Annotated in this window: 15 protein-coding genes and 1 tRNA gene; all 16 read left to right on the top strand. The window is 52.9% G+C overall.

What is annotated here, in order from left to right; all coding sequences use genetic code 11:
• Window positions 1–95 (top strand): EF-Tu C-terminal domain-related protein (locus BLQ99_RS15340; RefSeq protein ID WP_143005912.1); only part of this gene is annotated, 95 nt, incomplete at its 5' end.
• Window positions 96–310: 215 nt separating this feature from the next.
• A complete protein-coding gene (rpmG, locus tag BLQ99_RS14325) occupies window positions 311–460 on the top strand; it encodes a 50S ribosomal protein L33 (RefSeq protein ID WP_093692149.1) in 150 nt (49 codons plus the stop codon).
• 33 nt (window positions 461–493) lie between these two features.
• Window positions 494–569 (top strand) — tRNA-Trp (locus BLQ99_RS14320).
• Window positions 570–623: 54 nt separating this feature from the next.
• A complete protein-coding gene (gene secE / locus BLQ99_RS14315) occupies window positions 624–839 on the top strand; it encodes a preprotein translocase subunit SecE (protein WP_093692147.1) in 216 nt (71 codons plus the stop codon).
• A 40-nt stretch (window positions 840–879) separates the two neighbouring features.
• The gene (nusG, locus tag BLQ99_RS14310) at window positions 880–1,410 is read left to right on the top strand and encodes a transcription termination/antitermination protein NusG (protein ID WP_093692145.1); all 531 of its coding nucleotides are present in this window, start codon (window positions 880–882) and stop codon (window positions 1,408–1,410) included.
• A 107-nt stretch (window positions 1,411–1,517) separates the two neighbouring features.
• Window positions 1,518–1,943: a 50S ribosomal protein L11 gene (gene rplK / locus BLQ99_RS14305; protein ID WP_007289416.1), complete on the top strand. Its 426-nt coding sequence runs from the start codon at window positions 1,518–1,520 to the stop codon at window positions 1,941–1,943.
• 71 nt (window positions 1,944–2,014) lie between these two features.
• On the top strand, window positions 2,015–2,719 hold the full coding sequence (gene rplA, locus BLQ99_RS14300) for a 50S ribosomal protein L1 (RefSeq protein ID WP_093692143.1): 705 nt from the start codon (window positions 2,015–2,017) through the stop codon (window positions 2,717–2,719).
• A gap of 194 nt (window positions 2,720–2,913) precedes the next feature.
• Window positions 2,914–3,444 carry a 50S ribosomal protein L10 gene (gene rplJ, locus BLQ99_RS14295; protein WP_093692141.1) on the top strand — a complete coding sequence of 177 codons (531 nt, stop codon included), beginning with the start codon at window positions 2,914–2,916 and terminating at the stop codon, window positions 3,442–3,444.
• 108 nt (window positions 3,445–3,552) lie between these two features.
• Window positions 3,553–3,930 carry a 50S ribosomal protein L7/L12 gene (gene rplL, locus BLQ99_RS14290; protein ID WP_007289419.1) on the top strand — a complete coding sequence of 126 codons (378 nt, stop codon included), beginning with the start codon at window positions 3,553–3,555 and terminating at the stop codon, window positions 3,928–3,930.
• 505 nt (window positions 3,931–4,435) lie between these two features.
• Entirely contained in the window at window positions 4,436–8,266 is a 3,831-nt protein-coding gene (gene rpoB, locus BLQ99_RS14285; protein ID WP_093692139.1) for a DNA-directed RNA polymerase subunit beta, read from the top strand.
• A 22-nt stretch (window positions 8,267–8,288) separates the two neighbouring features.
• A complete protein-coding gene (gene rpoC, locus BLQ99_RS14280; protein ID WP_093692137.1) occupies window positions 8,289–12,239 on the top strand; it encodes a DNA-directed RNA polymerase subunit beta' in 3,951 nt (1,316 codons plus the stop codon).
• A 182-nt stretch (window positions 12,240–12,421) separates the two neighbouring features.
• Window positions 12,422–12,667 (top strand): L7Ae/L30e/S12e/Gadd45 family ribosomal protein, encoded by a 246-nt coding sequence (locus BLQ99_RS14275; RefSeq protein WP_093692135.1) that lies wholly within the window; start codon window positions 12,422–12,424, stop codon window positions 12,665–12,667.
• Window positions 12,668–12,760: 93 nt separating this feature from the next.
• The gene (gene rpsL / locus BLQ99_RS14270) at window positions 12,761–13,135 is read left to right on the top strand and encodes a 30S ribosomal protein S12 (protein WP_093692133.1); all 375 of its coding nucleotides are present in this window, start codon (window positions 12,761–12,763) and stop codon (window positions 13,133–13,135) included.
• Between the two features lie 41 nt (window positions 13,136–13,176).
• Window positions 13,177–13,647, top strand: coding sequence for a 30S ribosomal protein S7 (gene rpsG / locus BLQ99_RS14265; RefSeq protein ID WP_007289424.1), 471 nt, complete (start codon window positions 13,177–13,179; stop codon window positions 13,645–13,647).
• A 29-nt stretch (window positions 13,648–13,676) separates the two neighbouring features.
• Window positions 13,677–15,755: an elongation factor G gene (fusA, locus tag BLQ99_RS14260; RefSeq protein WP_093692131.1), complete on the top strand. Its 2,079-nt coding sequence runs from the start codon at window positions 13,677–13,679 to the stop codon at window positions 15,753–15,755.
• A gap of 30 nt (window positions 15,756–15,785) precedes the next feature.
• Window positions 15,786–15,880: GTP-binding protein (locus tag BLQ99_RS14850; protein WP_143005911.1), on the top strand; the 95-nt coding region annotated here is incomplete at its 3' end.

The following is a 15,880-nucleotide window of genomic DNA, read 5'->3' as shown; positions in this document are numbered from 1 at the left end:
TCACCCCGATCGCGATTGAGGAAGGTCTGCGCTTCGCGATCCGTGAAGGCGGTCGTACCGTTGGCGCCGGTGTCGTAACTGCCATCGAAGCTTAAACTATCTGACATTTATCCGGAAGTGTATAAAATTATCATAAATGGGAATGAATAATAAACAGGGGAATGGGGCACTCCACCCCTGTTTATTTCTGCTCCTAATTGCATACCCGGGCGCGTGGACTATTGACAGGGCGAAATAAGTGTGATAAATTGTATTAACGAATGCTGACGGTTTGTCATGCTTAGTTGGAATTTAGAAAGAGGTGGACAGGATGCGCAACGCTATAACGCTGGCTTGCACCGAATGCAAGCAACGCAATTACCAAACCAATAAAAACAAGAAAAACGACCCCGATAGACTTGAATTCAATAAATACTGCAAGTTTTGCAAAAAACACACTTTACACAAAGAAACCAAGTAATTTATAATTGAATTTGTATTAACATAAGGATGTAGGGGTGTAGCTCAATTGGTAGAGTAGCGGTCTCCAAAACCGTTGGTTGCGGGTTCAAGTCCTGCCGCCCCTGCCAATTATTGTTGTGGGTTAATGCTAAATTGGCAGTATGAAATGGGGATGTGAGAAAGTGGCTGCCCAAGAAACGGCAATCCCAACCAATACAGCACGCTGGAAACGGTTTTTGCGCGACGTAAGAGCCGAGCTCAAGAAAGTCTCCTGGCCCAATAAGCAGGAACTGGTAACCTACACGGGTGTTGTCTTTGTTTCCGTATTGGCGGTTGCACTGCTTATTTGGGTTATTGATACAGGTTTCAGCGAGCTGCTTCGGTTATTCATTAAGTAGCTAGGGGGTGGGGGATGGCGCTGAGCGCCTCTCTTGTTGCATGGAGTCCGAAAAAAAGTGGTATGTTATCCATACTTATTCCGGTTATGAAAACAAAGTGAAAGCCAACCTTGAGAAAAAAGTTCGTTCCATGGGCATGGAAAACGAGATTTTCCGTGTTTTAGTGCCGATGGAAGACGAAGTGGAAATTAAGGATGGCAAGAAAAAAGTCGCCAAACGCAAAGTTTTTCCCGGCTATGTGCTGGTAGAGATGATCGTGAATGACCGGTCCTGGTATGTTGTCCGCAACACGCCGGGTGTGACCGGTTTTGTGGGCTCAGGAACCAAACCCATTCCGCTTAGCGATGCCGAAGTCAGACACATCCTCAAAGCTATGGGGATTGAAGAAATTAAGCCCAAAGTTGATATTAGCGTGGGGCAACTTGTGCGGATTACTTCCGGCGCTTTTGAAAACTGGACGGCTCCCGTCCTGGAAGTTTATCCCGACCGGGGCAAGCTGAAAGTGCTGATCAATCTTTTTGGGCGCGAAACGCCGGTAGAATTGGATTTCGTACAAGTTGAAAAAATATAACCATTATTGCTATGTTTTCCTAGAGCTGGCGACTGCGGAGCGGCCGCCAACGTGGGAGGGTTTAAAGGCCCGTAGACCACATTTTGCATGTAAGGAGGTGTAAACCAATGGCCAAAAAAGTAGTGAAAGTTGTGAAACTGCAAGTTCCCGCTGGCAAAGCTACTCCGGCGCCGCCGGTTGGTCCTGCGCTCGGTCAGGCTGGAGTCAACATAATGGCTTTCGTTAAGGAATTTAACGAAAGAACGGCACAACAAGCCGGTCTGATTATTCCGGTTGAAATCACCGTCTTTGAAGATAGATCTTTTACCTTTGTCACCAAGACCCCGCCTGCAGCCGTACTCCTGAAAAAGGCCGCAGGGATTGAGACTGCTTCGGGTGAGCCTAACAAGAAAAAGGTTGCAAAGGTTCCTCGCGCCAAGGTTCGCGAGATTGCGGAACTCAAGATGCAGGACCTGAATGCCGCCAGCCTCGAAGCGGCAATGCGCATGATTGAGGGCACTGCCCGCAGCATGGGTATCGACATTATTGACTGACACTGATATGGTGCGGCATCAGCCGCGTGTGGGAGGATTTTCCGCTACTACCACAAAGGAGGAAATTGTCAATGCCGAAACACGGTAAGAAATATCAAGAAGCGGCCAAGCTGATTGAGCGGGGCAAGCTGTATGATCCTGAAGAGGCCGTTGAGCTGGTAAAGAAAACGGCCAGCGCCAAGTTTGACGAAACGGTGGAAGTGGCCGTAAAACTGGGCGTTGATCCCAAACACGCCGATCAGCAGGTGCGCGGCGCCGTTGTTCTGCCCTATGGCACCGGTAAAACCAAACGGGTTCTCGTCTTCGCCAAAGGCGAAAAAGCCAAGGAAGCCGAAGAAGCCGGCGCTGATTTTGTGGGCGCCGAAGATGTGGTGGCGAAAATTCAGGAAGGCTGGACCGATTTTGATGTGGCTGTGGCTACGCCCGATATGATGGGCATGGTCGGCCGTCTGGGTAAAATTCTCGGTCCCAAAGGCTTAATGCCGAACCCCAAAGTTGGCACGGTAACAATGGATGTAGCCCGCGCCGTTAAAGAGATCAAGGCTGGTAAGATCGAGTACCGCACCGATAAGGCCGGTAATATTCATGCGCCGATCGGCAAAGTCTCGTTTGACAACGAGAAGCTGCTTAAGAACTTCTATACGCTTATCGACACCTTGATCCGCGTTAAGCCGGCTGCAGCCAAGGGCCAGTATCTGCGCAGCATTACCCTGAGCACCACGATGGGACCTGGCGTAAAAGTGAGCACGCTGCGCGCCCCCGGCAAAAAAGACTAATAGCATAAATCTAATAGCTAGTAGGCTGTAGAAAGCAGGTAGTTTCTTTAATGGATGATAAAGTCCGCCTGCCGAGGCCGGGTAAACGCTGCTGCACACTAAGCCTGTGTGTAGGCGACCTCCGGTTTTCTGCTGCCGCGAGGTCGCTTTTAATTTTGGTGTTCAGTGAAACCTATAAAGGAGGTGGAATGTAAGTGGCAGTAACATCGGAGAAACAAGCTATTGTCGCTGAATTGAAAGAAAAACTGGCAAATACCAAAGGGGCGGTTATTACCAACTACCGCGGCCTTACGGTGGCTCAGGACACCAAACTGCGCCGTAAGCTTCGCGAAGCCGGCGTTGAGTATCGCGTAGTAAAAAATACCCTGACCCGCATTGCTGCCAAAGAAGTGGGATTGGAAGGGCTGGAGCCTTATTTGGAAGGACCTACGGCCATCGCCATGTCTTACGCTGACCCGGTAGCACCGGCCAAAGTGATTTCCGACTTCATCAAAGAAAACAAGTTGCAAGTCATGGAAATCAAAGCCGGCTTGGTCGAGGGCAAGGTTATTGACGTCGACGGGGTTAAAGCCTTGGCTAACCTGCCGCCGCGCGAAGTCCTTATCGCTCAGGTGCTGGCAGGCATGCAGGCGCCCATTGCCGGTCTGGTCAATGTTCTCCAGGGCACCATCCGCAACTTCGTATATGTGCTGGAAGCTGTCCGCAAACAAAAAGAATCTGCATAAGCGGTGCGGCGTGAAACGTTCCGCATGAATGATGCAGCCTGGTTTCCCTAGTTAACACAATATCCTAAATCAAAACATAAACAACTAGAAAGTTGGAGGTATTGAAATATGACGAAAGAACAAATTATGGAAGCTATTGAGAAAATGACGGTGCTGGAGCTCGCTGAGCTCGTAAAAGCCCTCGAAGAAAAATTCGGTGTTAGCGCCGCTGCTCCTGTAGCCGTTGCTGCTGCTCCGGCCGCCGGTGCCGCTGCCGCTCCTGCTGCCGAAGAAAAAACCGAATTCGACGTTATCCTCACCAACCCCGGCGCTGGCAAAATCAACGTTATCAAGGTTGTGCGCGAAATCACCGGCCTGGGCCTCAAAGAAGCCAAAGACCTGGTGGATGGTGCTCCGAAGCCTGTTAAAGAAAAAGTTTCCAAGGCTGATGCCGAAGCGATCAAAGCTAAGCTTGTCGAAGCCGGCGCTACTGTTGAAATTAAATAAGAACTGGCAAAGCGAAAAGGGTGCTCTGCGCGAGCACCCTTTTTCCTTTGTGTATGGCGGGGTTAGGCTTGACTTATTTGAAAAATTGACTTATTTACTACCGAAGGCCAGATGAAAACGCTACTTTTCACAATAACCGTCCTGATGACAATTCCGGTCAATGGGTTCCTGGCCGTTCGCAGCCTGAATAAGCTGCCGGCGGCCCCAATTTTCCTTTTGTGGAGAATTTTTCTTGACAACATATTTTACATATGTTATCATTCTAAAATGCGATGCAATACACAGACGCCAATTTTTTTTACTTTATGTCGCTATGCTGGTATAATTTGTGTATTGCCAGGAAATAGTAATATAGTGGAGGATGAAACATTTATTTCATCGTGCTGAAAAAAGCAAGGGTCCTCACCAATGGAAGAACCTTGCTTCTTTTTCGTATTTATAGTATCCATTATTTTATGCTCTTATGTATGGTTAGTGAAATTGGGCTAAGGGGTGAAGGATGTAAATGTTCAAGCCTGTACAGGTGGGCACACGGGTCCGCTATAGTTATGCCAAGATTAACGAAGTGCTGGACATGCCCAACCTCATCGAAATCCAGAAAAACTCCTACAACTGGTTCCTCAAGGAAGGTTTGCAGGAGATATTTCGCGACATCTCGCCAATTCAAGACTTCACGGGCAATCTCGTCTTGTCCTTTGAAGGCTTCACGCTCGGTGAGCCGAAGTATTCGGTGGAAGAGTGCAAAGAGCGGGATGTCACCTATTCTGCCCCTTTGCGCGTTAGTGTACGCCTAATCAATAAGGAAACCGGCGAAATTAAAGAACAAGAGGTCTTCATGGGCGATTTCCCGCTCATGACGGAAAACGGCACTTTTATCATCAACGGCGCCGAACGTGTTATTGTCAGCCAGTTAGTCCGCTCACCGGGTGCCTACTACGGTGAGACGATCGATACAAGCGGCAAGAAGCTGTATAATGCAACCATCATCCCCAACCGCGGCGCGTGGCTGGAATTGGAAACAGACGCTAATGACGTCGTGTCTGTGCGGGTTGACCGGACCCGCAAACTACCGGTTACCGTTCTCATCCGCGCGTTGGGGTGGGCTTCCAATGGCGCTATTCTTGACCTTTTCAACGACGATGTCCGCATCCGCGCCACGCTGGAACGAGACAGCACGGATTCCAAGGAAGAGGCGCTGGTCGAAATTTATAAGCGTCTCCGGCCGGGCGAGCCGCCTACGGTGGAAAATGCGACCCAACTTTTGGAGTCACTGTTCTTTGATCCCAAGCGTTATGATTTGGCGGCGGTGGGACGTTATAAACTAACCAAAAAACTGGGCTGGCGGCGCCGTATTATGGGTAAGATGCTGCATGAGCCCATTGTCGATAAAGAAACAGGCGAAATTATTGTTCCCGAAGGCACGGTAGTGGACGAAAAAGTCGCCGCCCGCATCGAGGCAAGCGGCGTCTTCAACCGGGCAGGCCTCATTGAATGCAAAATCCGTCAGAAGGACGGCACGGTTATCAAGATAATCGCCAATCCCAGTTTGCCCTATTCGCATCGTACCATCACCCGTGAGGACATTATCGCCGCTATCAGCTACCTGCTTAATCTGATGGATGGCCACGGCAAAGTTGACGACATCGACCATTTGGGCAACCGCCGTCTCCGCTCGGTAGGCGAACTGCTGCAAAACCAGTTCCGCATCGGTTTGTCGCGGATGGAGCGGGTTGTCAAGGAGCGCATGACCATCCAGGATATCGATGTCATCACGCCCCAGGCACTCATCAACATCCGGCCGGTAGTGGCCGCTATTAAAGAATTCTTCGGTTCCAGCCAGTTGTCACAGTTCATGGACCAGACAAATCCGCTGGCCGAGCTTACCCATAAACGCCGGCTGAGCGCTCTTGGCCCGGGTGGCCTGAGCCGGGAACGGGCCGGTTTCGAAGTGCGCGACGTGCACCACTCCCATTATGGCCGTATGTGCCCGATTGAGACACCGGAAGGTCCCAACATCGGTCTGATCGGCTCACTGTCCACCTATGCCCGGATTAATGAGTTCGGCTTTATTGAAACACCGTACCGCAAAGTTGATAAAGAGAACCGCCGGGTTACCGATGAGGTCCATTATCTTACCGCCGACGAAGAAGATGAAGTGGTCATTGCTCAGGCCAATGAAGAAATCAGCGAAGACGGTTGGTTTGTCCAACCGCGGGTTACTGTCCGCTATAAACATGACATTCTGGTTGTCCCGGCCGAACAGGTCGACTACATGGACGTTTCACCCAAACAGGTAGTGTCCATCGCTACCGCCATGATTCCCTTCCTGGAAAACGACGACGCCAACCGGGCCCTGATGGGCGCCAACATGCAGCGTCAGGCTGTACCGCTTCTCAAAACGCAGGCCCCGCTCGTCGGCACCGGCATGGAATATAAAGCAGCTTGCGACTCCGGCGTGGTCGTGCTTGCCAAAAATGCCGGCGTGGTCGAAAAGGTGACGGCTACCGAAATTCAGGTCCGTAATGACAAGGGTGGGTTGGATACATATAAACTGCTTAAATATATGCGTTCCAACCAAGGAACTTGTATCAATCAAAAGCCCATCGTCTACAAGGGACAACGGGTGGAAAAAGGTCAGCCCTTGGCCGACGGGCCGTCCACCAATAACGGTGAACTCGCCCTTGGCTACAACGTCCTGGTAGCGTTTATGCCGTGGGAGGGCTACAACTACGAGGACGCCATCCTGCTTAGCGAAGAACTGGTAAAGGAAGATATTTTTACTTCGATCCACATCGAAGAATATGAGTGCGATGCCCGCGACACCAAATTAGGACCGGAAGAAATAACCCGCGATATTCCCAACGTGTCAGAGGATGTGCTCCGCGATCTGGACGAACGCGGCATTATCCGGGTTGGCGCCGAGGTTCGTCCCGGCGACATTTTGGTTGGCAAAGTAACGCCGAAAGGCGAGACGGAACTGACGGCAGAAGAACGGCTGCTCCGGGCCATTTTTGGCGAAAAGGCACGGGAAGTGCGTGACACGTCGCTGCGCGTACCGCACGGTGAAGCCGGCAAAATCGTAGATGTCAAAGTCTTTACCCGGGAAAACGGCGACGAGCTGCCGCCCGGTGTCAACCAGCTGGTCCGCGTTTACATTGCCCAAAAACGGAAGATTTCGGAAGGCGACAAGATGGCCGGCCGCCACGGTAACAAGGGTGTCGTATCGCGCATCATGCCGGTAGAAGATATGCCCTTCCTGCCTGATGGCCGTCCGGTGCAAATCGTGCTCAATCCCCTGGGCGTGCCGTCCCGGATGAACATCGGTCAGGTATTGGAGACGCACCTTGGTTGGGCCGCTCACGCCCTCGGCCTCCAGATCAAGAATATGGATCCTAATGTGGAGCAGCGGCTGCGGGAAGCCGGCTATGATGTGGATAAACACGGCATGCTCAAACCAGGGGAAGCCGGTATCCACCTGGCGACGCCCGTTTTTGACGGGGCCCGCGAAGAAGACGTGTTTAAAACGCTGAAAATGGCCGGCTTGCCTGAAAACGGCAAGAGCATCCTCTATGACGGCCGTACCGGCGAACCCTTCGACAATCCGGTTACCGTAGGCTATATCTATATGTTGAAACTGGCCCACTTGGTGGACGACAAAATCCATGCCCGCTCTACCGGTCCATACTCGCTGGTTACCCAGCAGCCGCTCGGAGGCAAGGCCCAGTTCGGCGGCCAGCGGTTCGGCGAAATGGAGGTTTGGGCGCTGGAAGCCTACGGCGCGGCTTATACGCTGCAGGAGCTCTTGACGGTTAAATCAGACGACGTGGTTGGCCGCGTAAAAACCTACGAAGCCATTGTCAAAGGCGAAAATGTACCTGAACCGGGGGTGCCCGAGTCCTTTAAGGTACTCATCAAAGAATTGCAGAGCATCGGTCTTGACGTTAAGGTGCTTAGCGAGGATGCGCAGGAAATCCTCATCCGCGAGTCAGACGAGGATATCCATGAAACAGCCAAGGAATTGGAGCTCAGCCTTGGCGGCGAAGAACCGCATCGGCCGCTGCCGCATGAACGAAAACTTGACGACATCGAACCCGATATGGTGGATGAAATGGAAGCAGGTAGCGGCGCCGAGCCACTTGATGAAGAACTGGATATTATCGCTGAAATCGGCGAAATGGACAGTGATAAGTTTGACCTTCCCCCGGCCGCAATCGACGACGAAGATGACGAATTTGTCGCCCCACGCGGTAAAGCCGGCAAGAAGGCCAAGCTCGCCAAGCAAAAGAAAATCAATCCTCGCGATTATCTTGATGAGCTTGAAGACGACTACGAGTAAATGAGAAGGGAGCGATACCCCCTTGTTGGACGTAAATAACTTCGACTCCATCCGTATCGGTTTGGCGTCACCGGATCAGATTCGTAAGTGGTCTTACGGCGAAGTTAAAAAACCGGAAACTATTAACTACCGCACCCTTAAGCCTGAGCGCGACGGGCTGTTTTGTGAGAAAATTTTTGGCCCCACCCGCGACTGGGAATGTCACTGCGGCAAATATAAACGCATCCGCTATAAAGGCATTGTTTGCGATCGCTGCGGCGTTGAGGTTACGCGCTCCAAAGTGCGTCGCGACCGGATGGGCCATATCGAACTGGCGGCGCCGGTCTCTCACATTTGGTATTTTAAAGGCATCCCCAGCCGAATGGGCCTTATTCTTGACATATCGCCCCGGTCGCTCGAGAAGGTGCTTTATTTTGCTTCCTACATTGTCCTTGATCCCGGCGATACCCCCCTTATGAAAAAACAGTTGCTGACGGAGAATGAATACCGCGAATACCGGGAGAAATATGGCAACGCCTTTAAGGTCGGCATGGGGGCCGAAGCCATAAAGAAACTCCTTGAAGAACTTGACCTTGATAAAATGAGTCGCGAGCTGCGGCAGGAACTCAGGGAAGTAAGCGGCCAGCGCAAAATCCGGGCCATTCGCCGGCTGGAAGTTGTGGAGGCGTTTCGTAAGTCGGGCAACCGGCCGGAGTGGATGATCCTTGACGTAATTCCCGTCATTCCGCCCGAACTGCGTCCTATGGTCCAGCTTGACGGCGGCCGCTTCGCCACCTCTGACCTCAACGACCTGTACCGTCGCGTCATTAACCGTAACAACCGCCTTAAGCGTCTCCTCGACCTGGGAGCTCCTGATATCATTGTTCGCAATGAAAAGCGGATGCTCCAGGAAGCGGTGGATGCTCTTATCGACAACGGCCGCCGCGGCCGGCCGGTTACCGGCCCCGGCAACCGGCCGCTCAAGTCGCTGAGCGATATGCTCAAAGGCAAGCAGGGACGGTTCCGCCAGAACCTGCTTGGCAAGCGCGTTGACTACTCAGGCCGTTCGGTTATCGTCGTCGGCCCTGAGCTCAAACTGCACCAGTGCGGCTTGCCTAAGGAAATGGCGCTCGAACTCTTCAAGCCGTTTGTCATGAAGAAGCTGGTTAACGCCGGCCATGCCCACAATATCAAGAGTGCGAAACGGATGGTCGAGCGGGTCAGGCCCGAGGTTTGGGACGTCCTCGAAGAGGTCATCAAAGAGCATCCGGTACTCCTTAACCGGGCACCTACACTGCACCGCCTTGGTATTCAGGCCTTTGAACCGGTGTTGTCCGAAGGCCGGGCCATCAAGATTCACCCCCTTGTTTGTACCGCTTACAACGCTGACTTTGACGGCGACCAAATGGCCGTGCATGTACCGCTGTCGGCGGAGGCCCAGGCCGAAGCCCGCATGCTCATGCTATCCGCGCACAACATCCTTTCCACGAAGGACGGCAAGCCCATTGCCACCCCAACCCAGGACATGGTTCTCGGGTCCTACTACTTGACCATTGAACGGGACGGCGCCAAAGGCGAAGGCAAGATTTTCGCCAATGTTAATGAAGCGCTTTTGGCCTATGACCATAAAGAAGTGTCTCTCCATGCTAAGATTAAAGTACGGATGCCGGGCAAGGGTCTGGTCAACACCACTGTCGGCCGGTTGATCTTCAATGAGCCGCTGCCGGAGGAACTGCGGGAATACCGGCAGGAGAACGGCGAATGGTATCTCGGCATCCTGATGGACAAAAAGCAGCTGGGCAAATTAGTGGATAAAGCCTACCGCCGCTTTGGCAATACAAAAACAGCGGAGATTTTGGACAATATCAAAAAGATGGGCTTCACGTTCGCTCGCCAAGCGGGTGTCACCATCGCTATTTCCGATATTGTCATCCCGCCGGAGAAAAAAGAAATTTTGGCCCGGACCGACGCGCAGGTCGACATTATTGATAAACAGTACCGCCGCGGCCTGATTACCGAAGACGAGCGGTACAAGAAGATTATCGACCTCTGGACTAAGGCGACCGAGGAAGTCACGGCCGCGCTCATGAATGCCCTGGATAAATTTAATCCTGTCTACATGATGGCCAACTCCGGCGCCCGCGGCAACATCCAGCAGATCCGCCAGCTTGCCGGCATGCGGGGCCTTATGGCCGATCCCTCCGGCCGGATTATCGACGTACCGATTAAGGCCAACTTCCGCGAGGGTCTAACTGTACTTGACTACTTCACCTCGACGCACGGTGCCCGGAAGGGTCTGGCTGACACGGCGCTGCGGACGGCCGACTCGGGCTATCTTACCCGCCGACTGGTCGACGTGGCCCAGGATGTCATTGTCCGCGAGGAAGACTGCGATGTTATCGGCATTAACCTTGTCAAAGAGCGGGCCCGGCTTGCCCAGTCAAGCGCCAGTGCCATCGGTTTTTTGCGCGACACGCTCCTTGGCCGCGTCTTGGCGCAGGACGTCCTGGACCCCAAGACAGGCGATGTGTTGGTGGCCAAAGATACTGCCCTCGACGATGAGCACTTGAAAACCATCGGCGAACACGGCGTACTTGAGATTGTGGTGCGCGGCCTGTCGGTATCGACCGAAGAAGATGTGGGCAGTGCCGCTACCGAAACCATCGCCCTGGGCGCGCCGGAAGAAAAGCTGCGCCAGACGCTCAAAGAAGCGATGGTGCGGGAGATGCTCGGCAAAAATACCGTTGAGGCGGTGTATACAAGCGCCGGCGAGGAAATTGTTCCGGCCGACACGCCGCTTACGGAAGACCACATTGAAGCCATTCTATCGAGCGATGTCCGGGAAGTCAAGGTTCGCAACAACAATATCAAAGGCATTGAAGTGGAGGCTATCACCGAAGGGGCCAGCGTCATTGAATCGCTGCGCGACCGGATCGTTGGCCGGGTGGCTGCCGAAGATATCATTGATGAAACGACCGGGGAATTTATCGTCCGGCTTAACGAGGAAATTACGGAAGAAAAGGCCGATCGCATCGTTAAGTTTCGCAAAAAGGTGTCCATTCGCTCGGTCCTCACCTGCAAGTCGCAATATGGCGTCTGCATAAAATGCTATGGCCGCAACCTGGCCACCGGGCATATGGTCGACGTCGGCGAAGCGGTTGGCATCATCGCCGCCCAGTCGATTGGCGAGCCGGGCACCCAGCTTACCATGCGCACCTTCCATACCGGCGGTATTGCCGGTGACGACATCACCCAAGGTCTGCCGCGGGTCGAAGAATTGTTTGAAGCCCGCAAGCCAAAGCGCCAGGCGATCATTACCGAAATTGACGGAACGGTGGAAGTCAAAGAAATCAAAGGTATGCGCAAGGTTACCGTTACGCCGCCGATGGGCGAAGAACGGGTATACCAAATCCCATACGGGGCAAGACTACTTGTCAAGGACGGCGATGTCGTCCAGGCCGGCGACCGCCTCACCGAAGGCTCGGTCAATCCGCATGACATTCTGCGCGTCAGTGGCCTGCGGGCAACGCAGCGCTACCTGGTTCATGAAGTACAGAAGGTTTACAAATCTCAAGGCGTTGAAATCAATGACAAACACATCGAGGTTATGGTGCGGCAAATGCTGCATAAGGTCAAGGTCGAAGACCCAGGCGATACCGATCTCCTGCCGGGCGAGTACATTGATATTAATACTTTTGAAAGTGAAAACGCCCGGGCCATTGAGAAAGGCGGCGAGCCCGCCGTGGCTCGCCCCATCCTCCTCGGTATTACCAAGGCATCGTTGGCGACCGACTCCTTCCTATCGGCAGCTTCTTTCCAGGAAACGACCCGCGTTCTAACGGAAGCGGCCATTAAAGGGAAAATTGACCCGCTGCTGGGACTTAAGGAAAACGTCATCATTGGCAAACTGGTGCCGGCCGGCACCGGCATGAGCCGCTACCGCAACATCAAAGTGCGGCGCCTTGACGAAGTTAATAGCAGTGAACACCGATAAGATTCCGGCACTTGCGGCAGCTTTTGCTGCAAGTGCCTTTGCCATGTGACACTCCCGGCGCCGTGGGCATGAAAGTTTCGCGTAAGAGCTCAATTTTATTGACATCATTGGTTAGTAATGATAGAATATTAGAGTGTCTGCGGTGAAATTGGATTCGTTTGTTAAGCTGAGGAGTGATTTCTGTGTCGCTGGAGACTTTAAAAAAGGCTAAAAAGGTCATCGGCGCCAAGCAGACAACACGGGCGATCGAAAAGGGTACGGCTCTGCGGGTGTACCTGGCGACCGACGCTGATCACCGTATTGTGCAGCCCATACGCACGTTGTGCGCGCAGAAAGGGGTGCCGGTGGAAGAAGGACTCACAATGGACGAGTTGGGCCAAGCGTGTGGCATCGAAGTCGGTGCGGCCGCGGTGGCCATTGTGTCTTAGCCATACGTCAAGGGTGTTAATGTTTTGCCCCTTGCTATGCGCGAGGGGCAAAATTATTTATAAATCTACATTTTTAGGGAAGGAGGTGTATTTATGCCGACAATTAGCCAATTAGTGCGCAAAGGCAGAGAAACAGTAGAGAAAAAATCCACGGCGCCTGCGCTCAAAGAATGTCCTCAAAAGCGCGGCGTCTGCACCAGGGTATATACTACCACGCCGAAGAAGCCGAACTCGGCGCTGCGGAAAGTGGCGCGTGTACGGCTGACCAATGGCATTGAAGTAACCGCTTACATTCCGGGGATTGGTCACAACCTGCAAGAGCACTCGGTGGTGCTCATCCGGGGCGGCAGGGTAAAAGACCTTCCGGGTGTGCGTTACCACATCATCCGTGGCGCGCTGGACACGGCCGGTGTCGCGAAACGCAACCAAGGTCGCTCCAAATACGGCGCTAAGCGTCCGAAGAAATAAAGCGCGCGATAATAGTAAAAATGGATGAAGGAGGGAAATCGATGCCGAGAAAGGGTCCTGTGCCGAAGCGCGACGTCTTGCCTGATCCGGTGTACAACTCCAAGTTGATCACCCGGCTCATTAACAAGGTCATGTTAAGCGGCAAAAAAGGCATTGCCGAAAAGATTGTATATGATGCGTTTGATATTATCCGGGCTAAGACTGGTAAAGACCCGGTTGAAGTATTTGAAACAGCGCTTAAAAACGTTATGCCTGTCCTGGAGGTGCGTGCCCGCCGGGTCGGTGGCGCTAACTATCAGGTGCCGGTAGAAGTGCGCCCTGACCGTCGTTTGTCGCTTGGCATTCGTTGGTTGGTTAACTACGCCCGCCTGCGTGGCGAAAAGACCATGCGGGAAAGACTGGCGGCCGAACTGATGGACGCTGCCAATAATACAGGCGGCGCGGTCAAGAAAAAAGAGGATACCCATAAGATGGCCGAAGCCAACAAGGCTTTTGCGCATTATCGGTGGTAATTCCGGATGTACTGTAAGGAGTGATGATAGTGGCCAGACAGTTTCCTCTCGAAAAGACGCGGAACATTGGCATCATGGCACACATTGACGCCGGTAAGACCACGACAACTGAACGCATCCTCTTCTATACAGGCAGAGTGCACAAAATTGGTGAAGTCCATGATGGCGCTGCGACGATGGACTGGATGGTCCAGGAGCAGGAGAGAGGTATTACCATTACCTCGGCGGCCACTACTTGTCAATGGAAGGGTCACCGGATCAACATTATTGACACACCAGGGCACGTGGACTTCACGGTTGAGGTAGAGCGCTCTCTCAGGGTGCTTGATGGTTCGGTTGCGGTATTTTGCGCCAAGGGCGGTGTTGAGCCCCAGTCCGAAACGGTATGGCGTCAGGCGGACAAATATGGTGTTCCCCGTATTGCCTATGTAAACAAAATGGACATAATCGGCGCCGATTTTTATCGGGTTGTAGAGATGATGAAAACCCGGTTGGGCGCCAATCCGGTGCCTATCCAGCTGCCCATTGGTTTTGAGGATACCTTCAAAGGTATTATTGACCTGATTGAAATGAAGTCTATCATTTACACCGATGATCTCGGCAAGACCAGTGAGGCTACCGATATTCCGGAAGACATGCGCGAGCAGGCTGAACTGTACCGGCAGAACCTGCTGGATGCCGTGGCCGAGAGCGATGATGAGCTGATGATGAAATACCTGGAAGGGGAAGAGCTCACCATCGAGGAAATCAAAGCCGGTATCCGCAAAGCGACAATTGCGTGCAAAATGACGCCGGTGCTATGCGGTTCGTCTTACCGCAACAAGGGCGTACAGCCGCTACTTGACGCCGTTGTTGAATACCTGCCGGCGCCGACTGATATTCCGCCCATTCGCGGGATTAATCCCGATACCGGTGCGGAAGACTGCCGTGAGGCGAAGGATGACCTGCCGTTTTCGGCGTTGGCCTTCAAAATCATGGCCGACCCCTATGTGGGCAAGCTCACTTTCTTCCGTGTTTATTCCGGTAAGATGACGTCCGGTTCGTATGTATACAACTCTACCAAGGGTAGAAAAGAGCGGATTGGCCGCATTCTCCAGATGCACGCCAATCACCGCGAAGAAATTGACGAAGTTTACACCGGTGACATCGCCGCTGCCGTCGGTCTCAAGGATACCACGACCGGTGATACGCTGTGCGATGAGAAAAACCCCATCATTCTCGAGTCGATGGTCTTCCCCGAGCCGGTTATTTCGGTAGCCGTTGAACCGAAAACCAAGGCTGACCAGGAGAAAATGTCCATCGCTCTCCAGCGTCTGGCGGAAGAAGACCCGACTTTCCGGATGTATACTGACCAGGAAACCGGTCAGACCATTATCCAAGGCATGGGCGAGCTGCACTTGGAAATTATCGTTGACCGCATGCTGCGCGAATTCAAGGTCGATTGCAATGTGGGCAAACCCCAGGTTGCTTACCGTGAAACCATCCGCAAGGCGGTCAAAGCGGAAGGCAAGTTCGTCCGTCAGTCCGGCGGCCGCGGTCAGTATGGCCACTGTTGGCTGGAAATCGAGCCTCTTGAGCCTGGTAAGGGCTTCATCTTCGAAAACAAGATTGTCGGTGGTGTTATTCCGAAAGAATATATCCCGGCAATCGAAAACGGCGTCAAAGAAGCGATGGAAAATGGCGTACTGGCCGGTTATCCGATGGTGGACATCAAAGTTACCGTCTATGACGGCTCGTACCATGATGTAGACTCTTCGGAAATGGCCTTCAAGATTGCCGGTTCGATGGGCTTCAAGGCCGGCGCACAAAAAGCCGACCCGGTACTGCTCGAGCCGTACGTGAAGGTCGAAGTTACCGTGCCGGAAGAATATATGGGTGACGTTATCGGCGACCTCAACTCGCGCCGGGGCCGTATCGAAGGCATGGAAGCCCGTGCCGGCGTTCAAGCTATCCGGGCCTTTGTACCGCTGGCAGAAATGTTTGGCTACGCCACTGACCTGCGGTCCAAGACTCAGGGCCGGGGCAACTACTCGATGGAATTCGACCACTACGAAGAAGTACCCAAAAACATTGCGGATGCCATTATTGCCAAAGTTAAAGGCGCTTAATCCTTTCTGATTTTAAGGAGGTAAAAAGAAATGGCCAAGAAAAAGTTTGAAAGAACGAAACCTCACTGCAACATCGGTACCATTGGTCACGTTGACCATGGCAAAACCTCGCTGACCGCCGCGAT

It is taken from the genome of Sporolituus thermophilus DSM 23256 (assembly GCF_900102435.1).
Taxonomy (GTDB): domain Bacteria; phylum Bacillota; class Negativicutes; order Sporomusales; family Thermosinaceae; genus Thermosinus; species Thermosinus thermophilus.
The sequence above is the reverse complement of the archived record's forward strand: the minus strand, read 5'-3'. Positions and strand labels throughout refer to the sequence as shown.

Excerpts from the sequence above, each read along its gene's own strand:
- nusG (WP_093692145.1), top strand. The coding sequence starts at position 880 with ATGGAGTCCGAAAAAAAGTGGTATGTTATCCATACTTATTCCGGTTAT.
- rplL (WP_007289419.1), top strand. The coding sequence starts at position 3,553 with ATGACGAAAGAACAAATTATGGAAGCTATTGAGAAAATGACGGTGCTG.
- rpmG (WP_093692149.1), top strand. The coding sequence starts at position 311 with ATGCGCAACGCTATAACGCTGGCTTGCACCGAATGCAAGCAACGCAAT.
- rplK (WP_007289416.1), top strand. The coding sequence starts at position 1,518 with ATGGCCAAAAAAGTAGTGAAAGTTGTGAAACTGCAAGTTCCCGCTGGC.
- rplA (WP_093692143.1), top strand. The coding sequence starts at position 2,015 with ATGCCGAAACACGGTAAGAAATATCAAGAAGCGGCCAAGCTGATTGAG.
- rpsG (WP_007289424.1), top strand. The coding sequence starts at position 13,177 with ATGCCGAGAAAGGGTCCTGTGCCGAAGCGCGACGTCTTGCCTGATCCG.
- rpsL (WP_093692133.1), top strand. The coding sequence starts at position 12,761 with ATGCCGACAATTAGCCAATTAGTGCGCAAAGGCAGAGAAACAGTAGAG.
- rpoB (WP_093692139.1), top strand. The coding sequence starts at position 4,436 with ATGTTCAAGCCTGTACAGGTGGGCACACGGGTCCGCTATAGTTATGCC.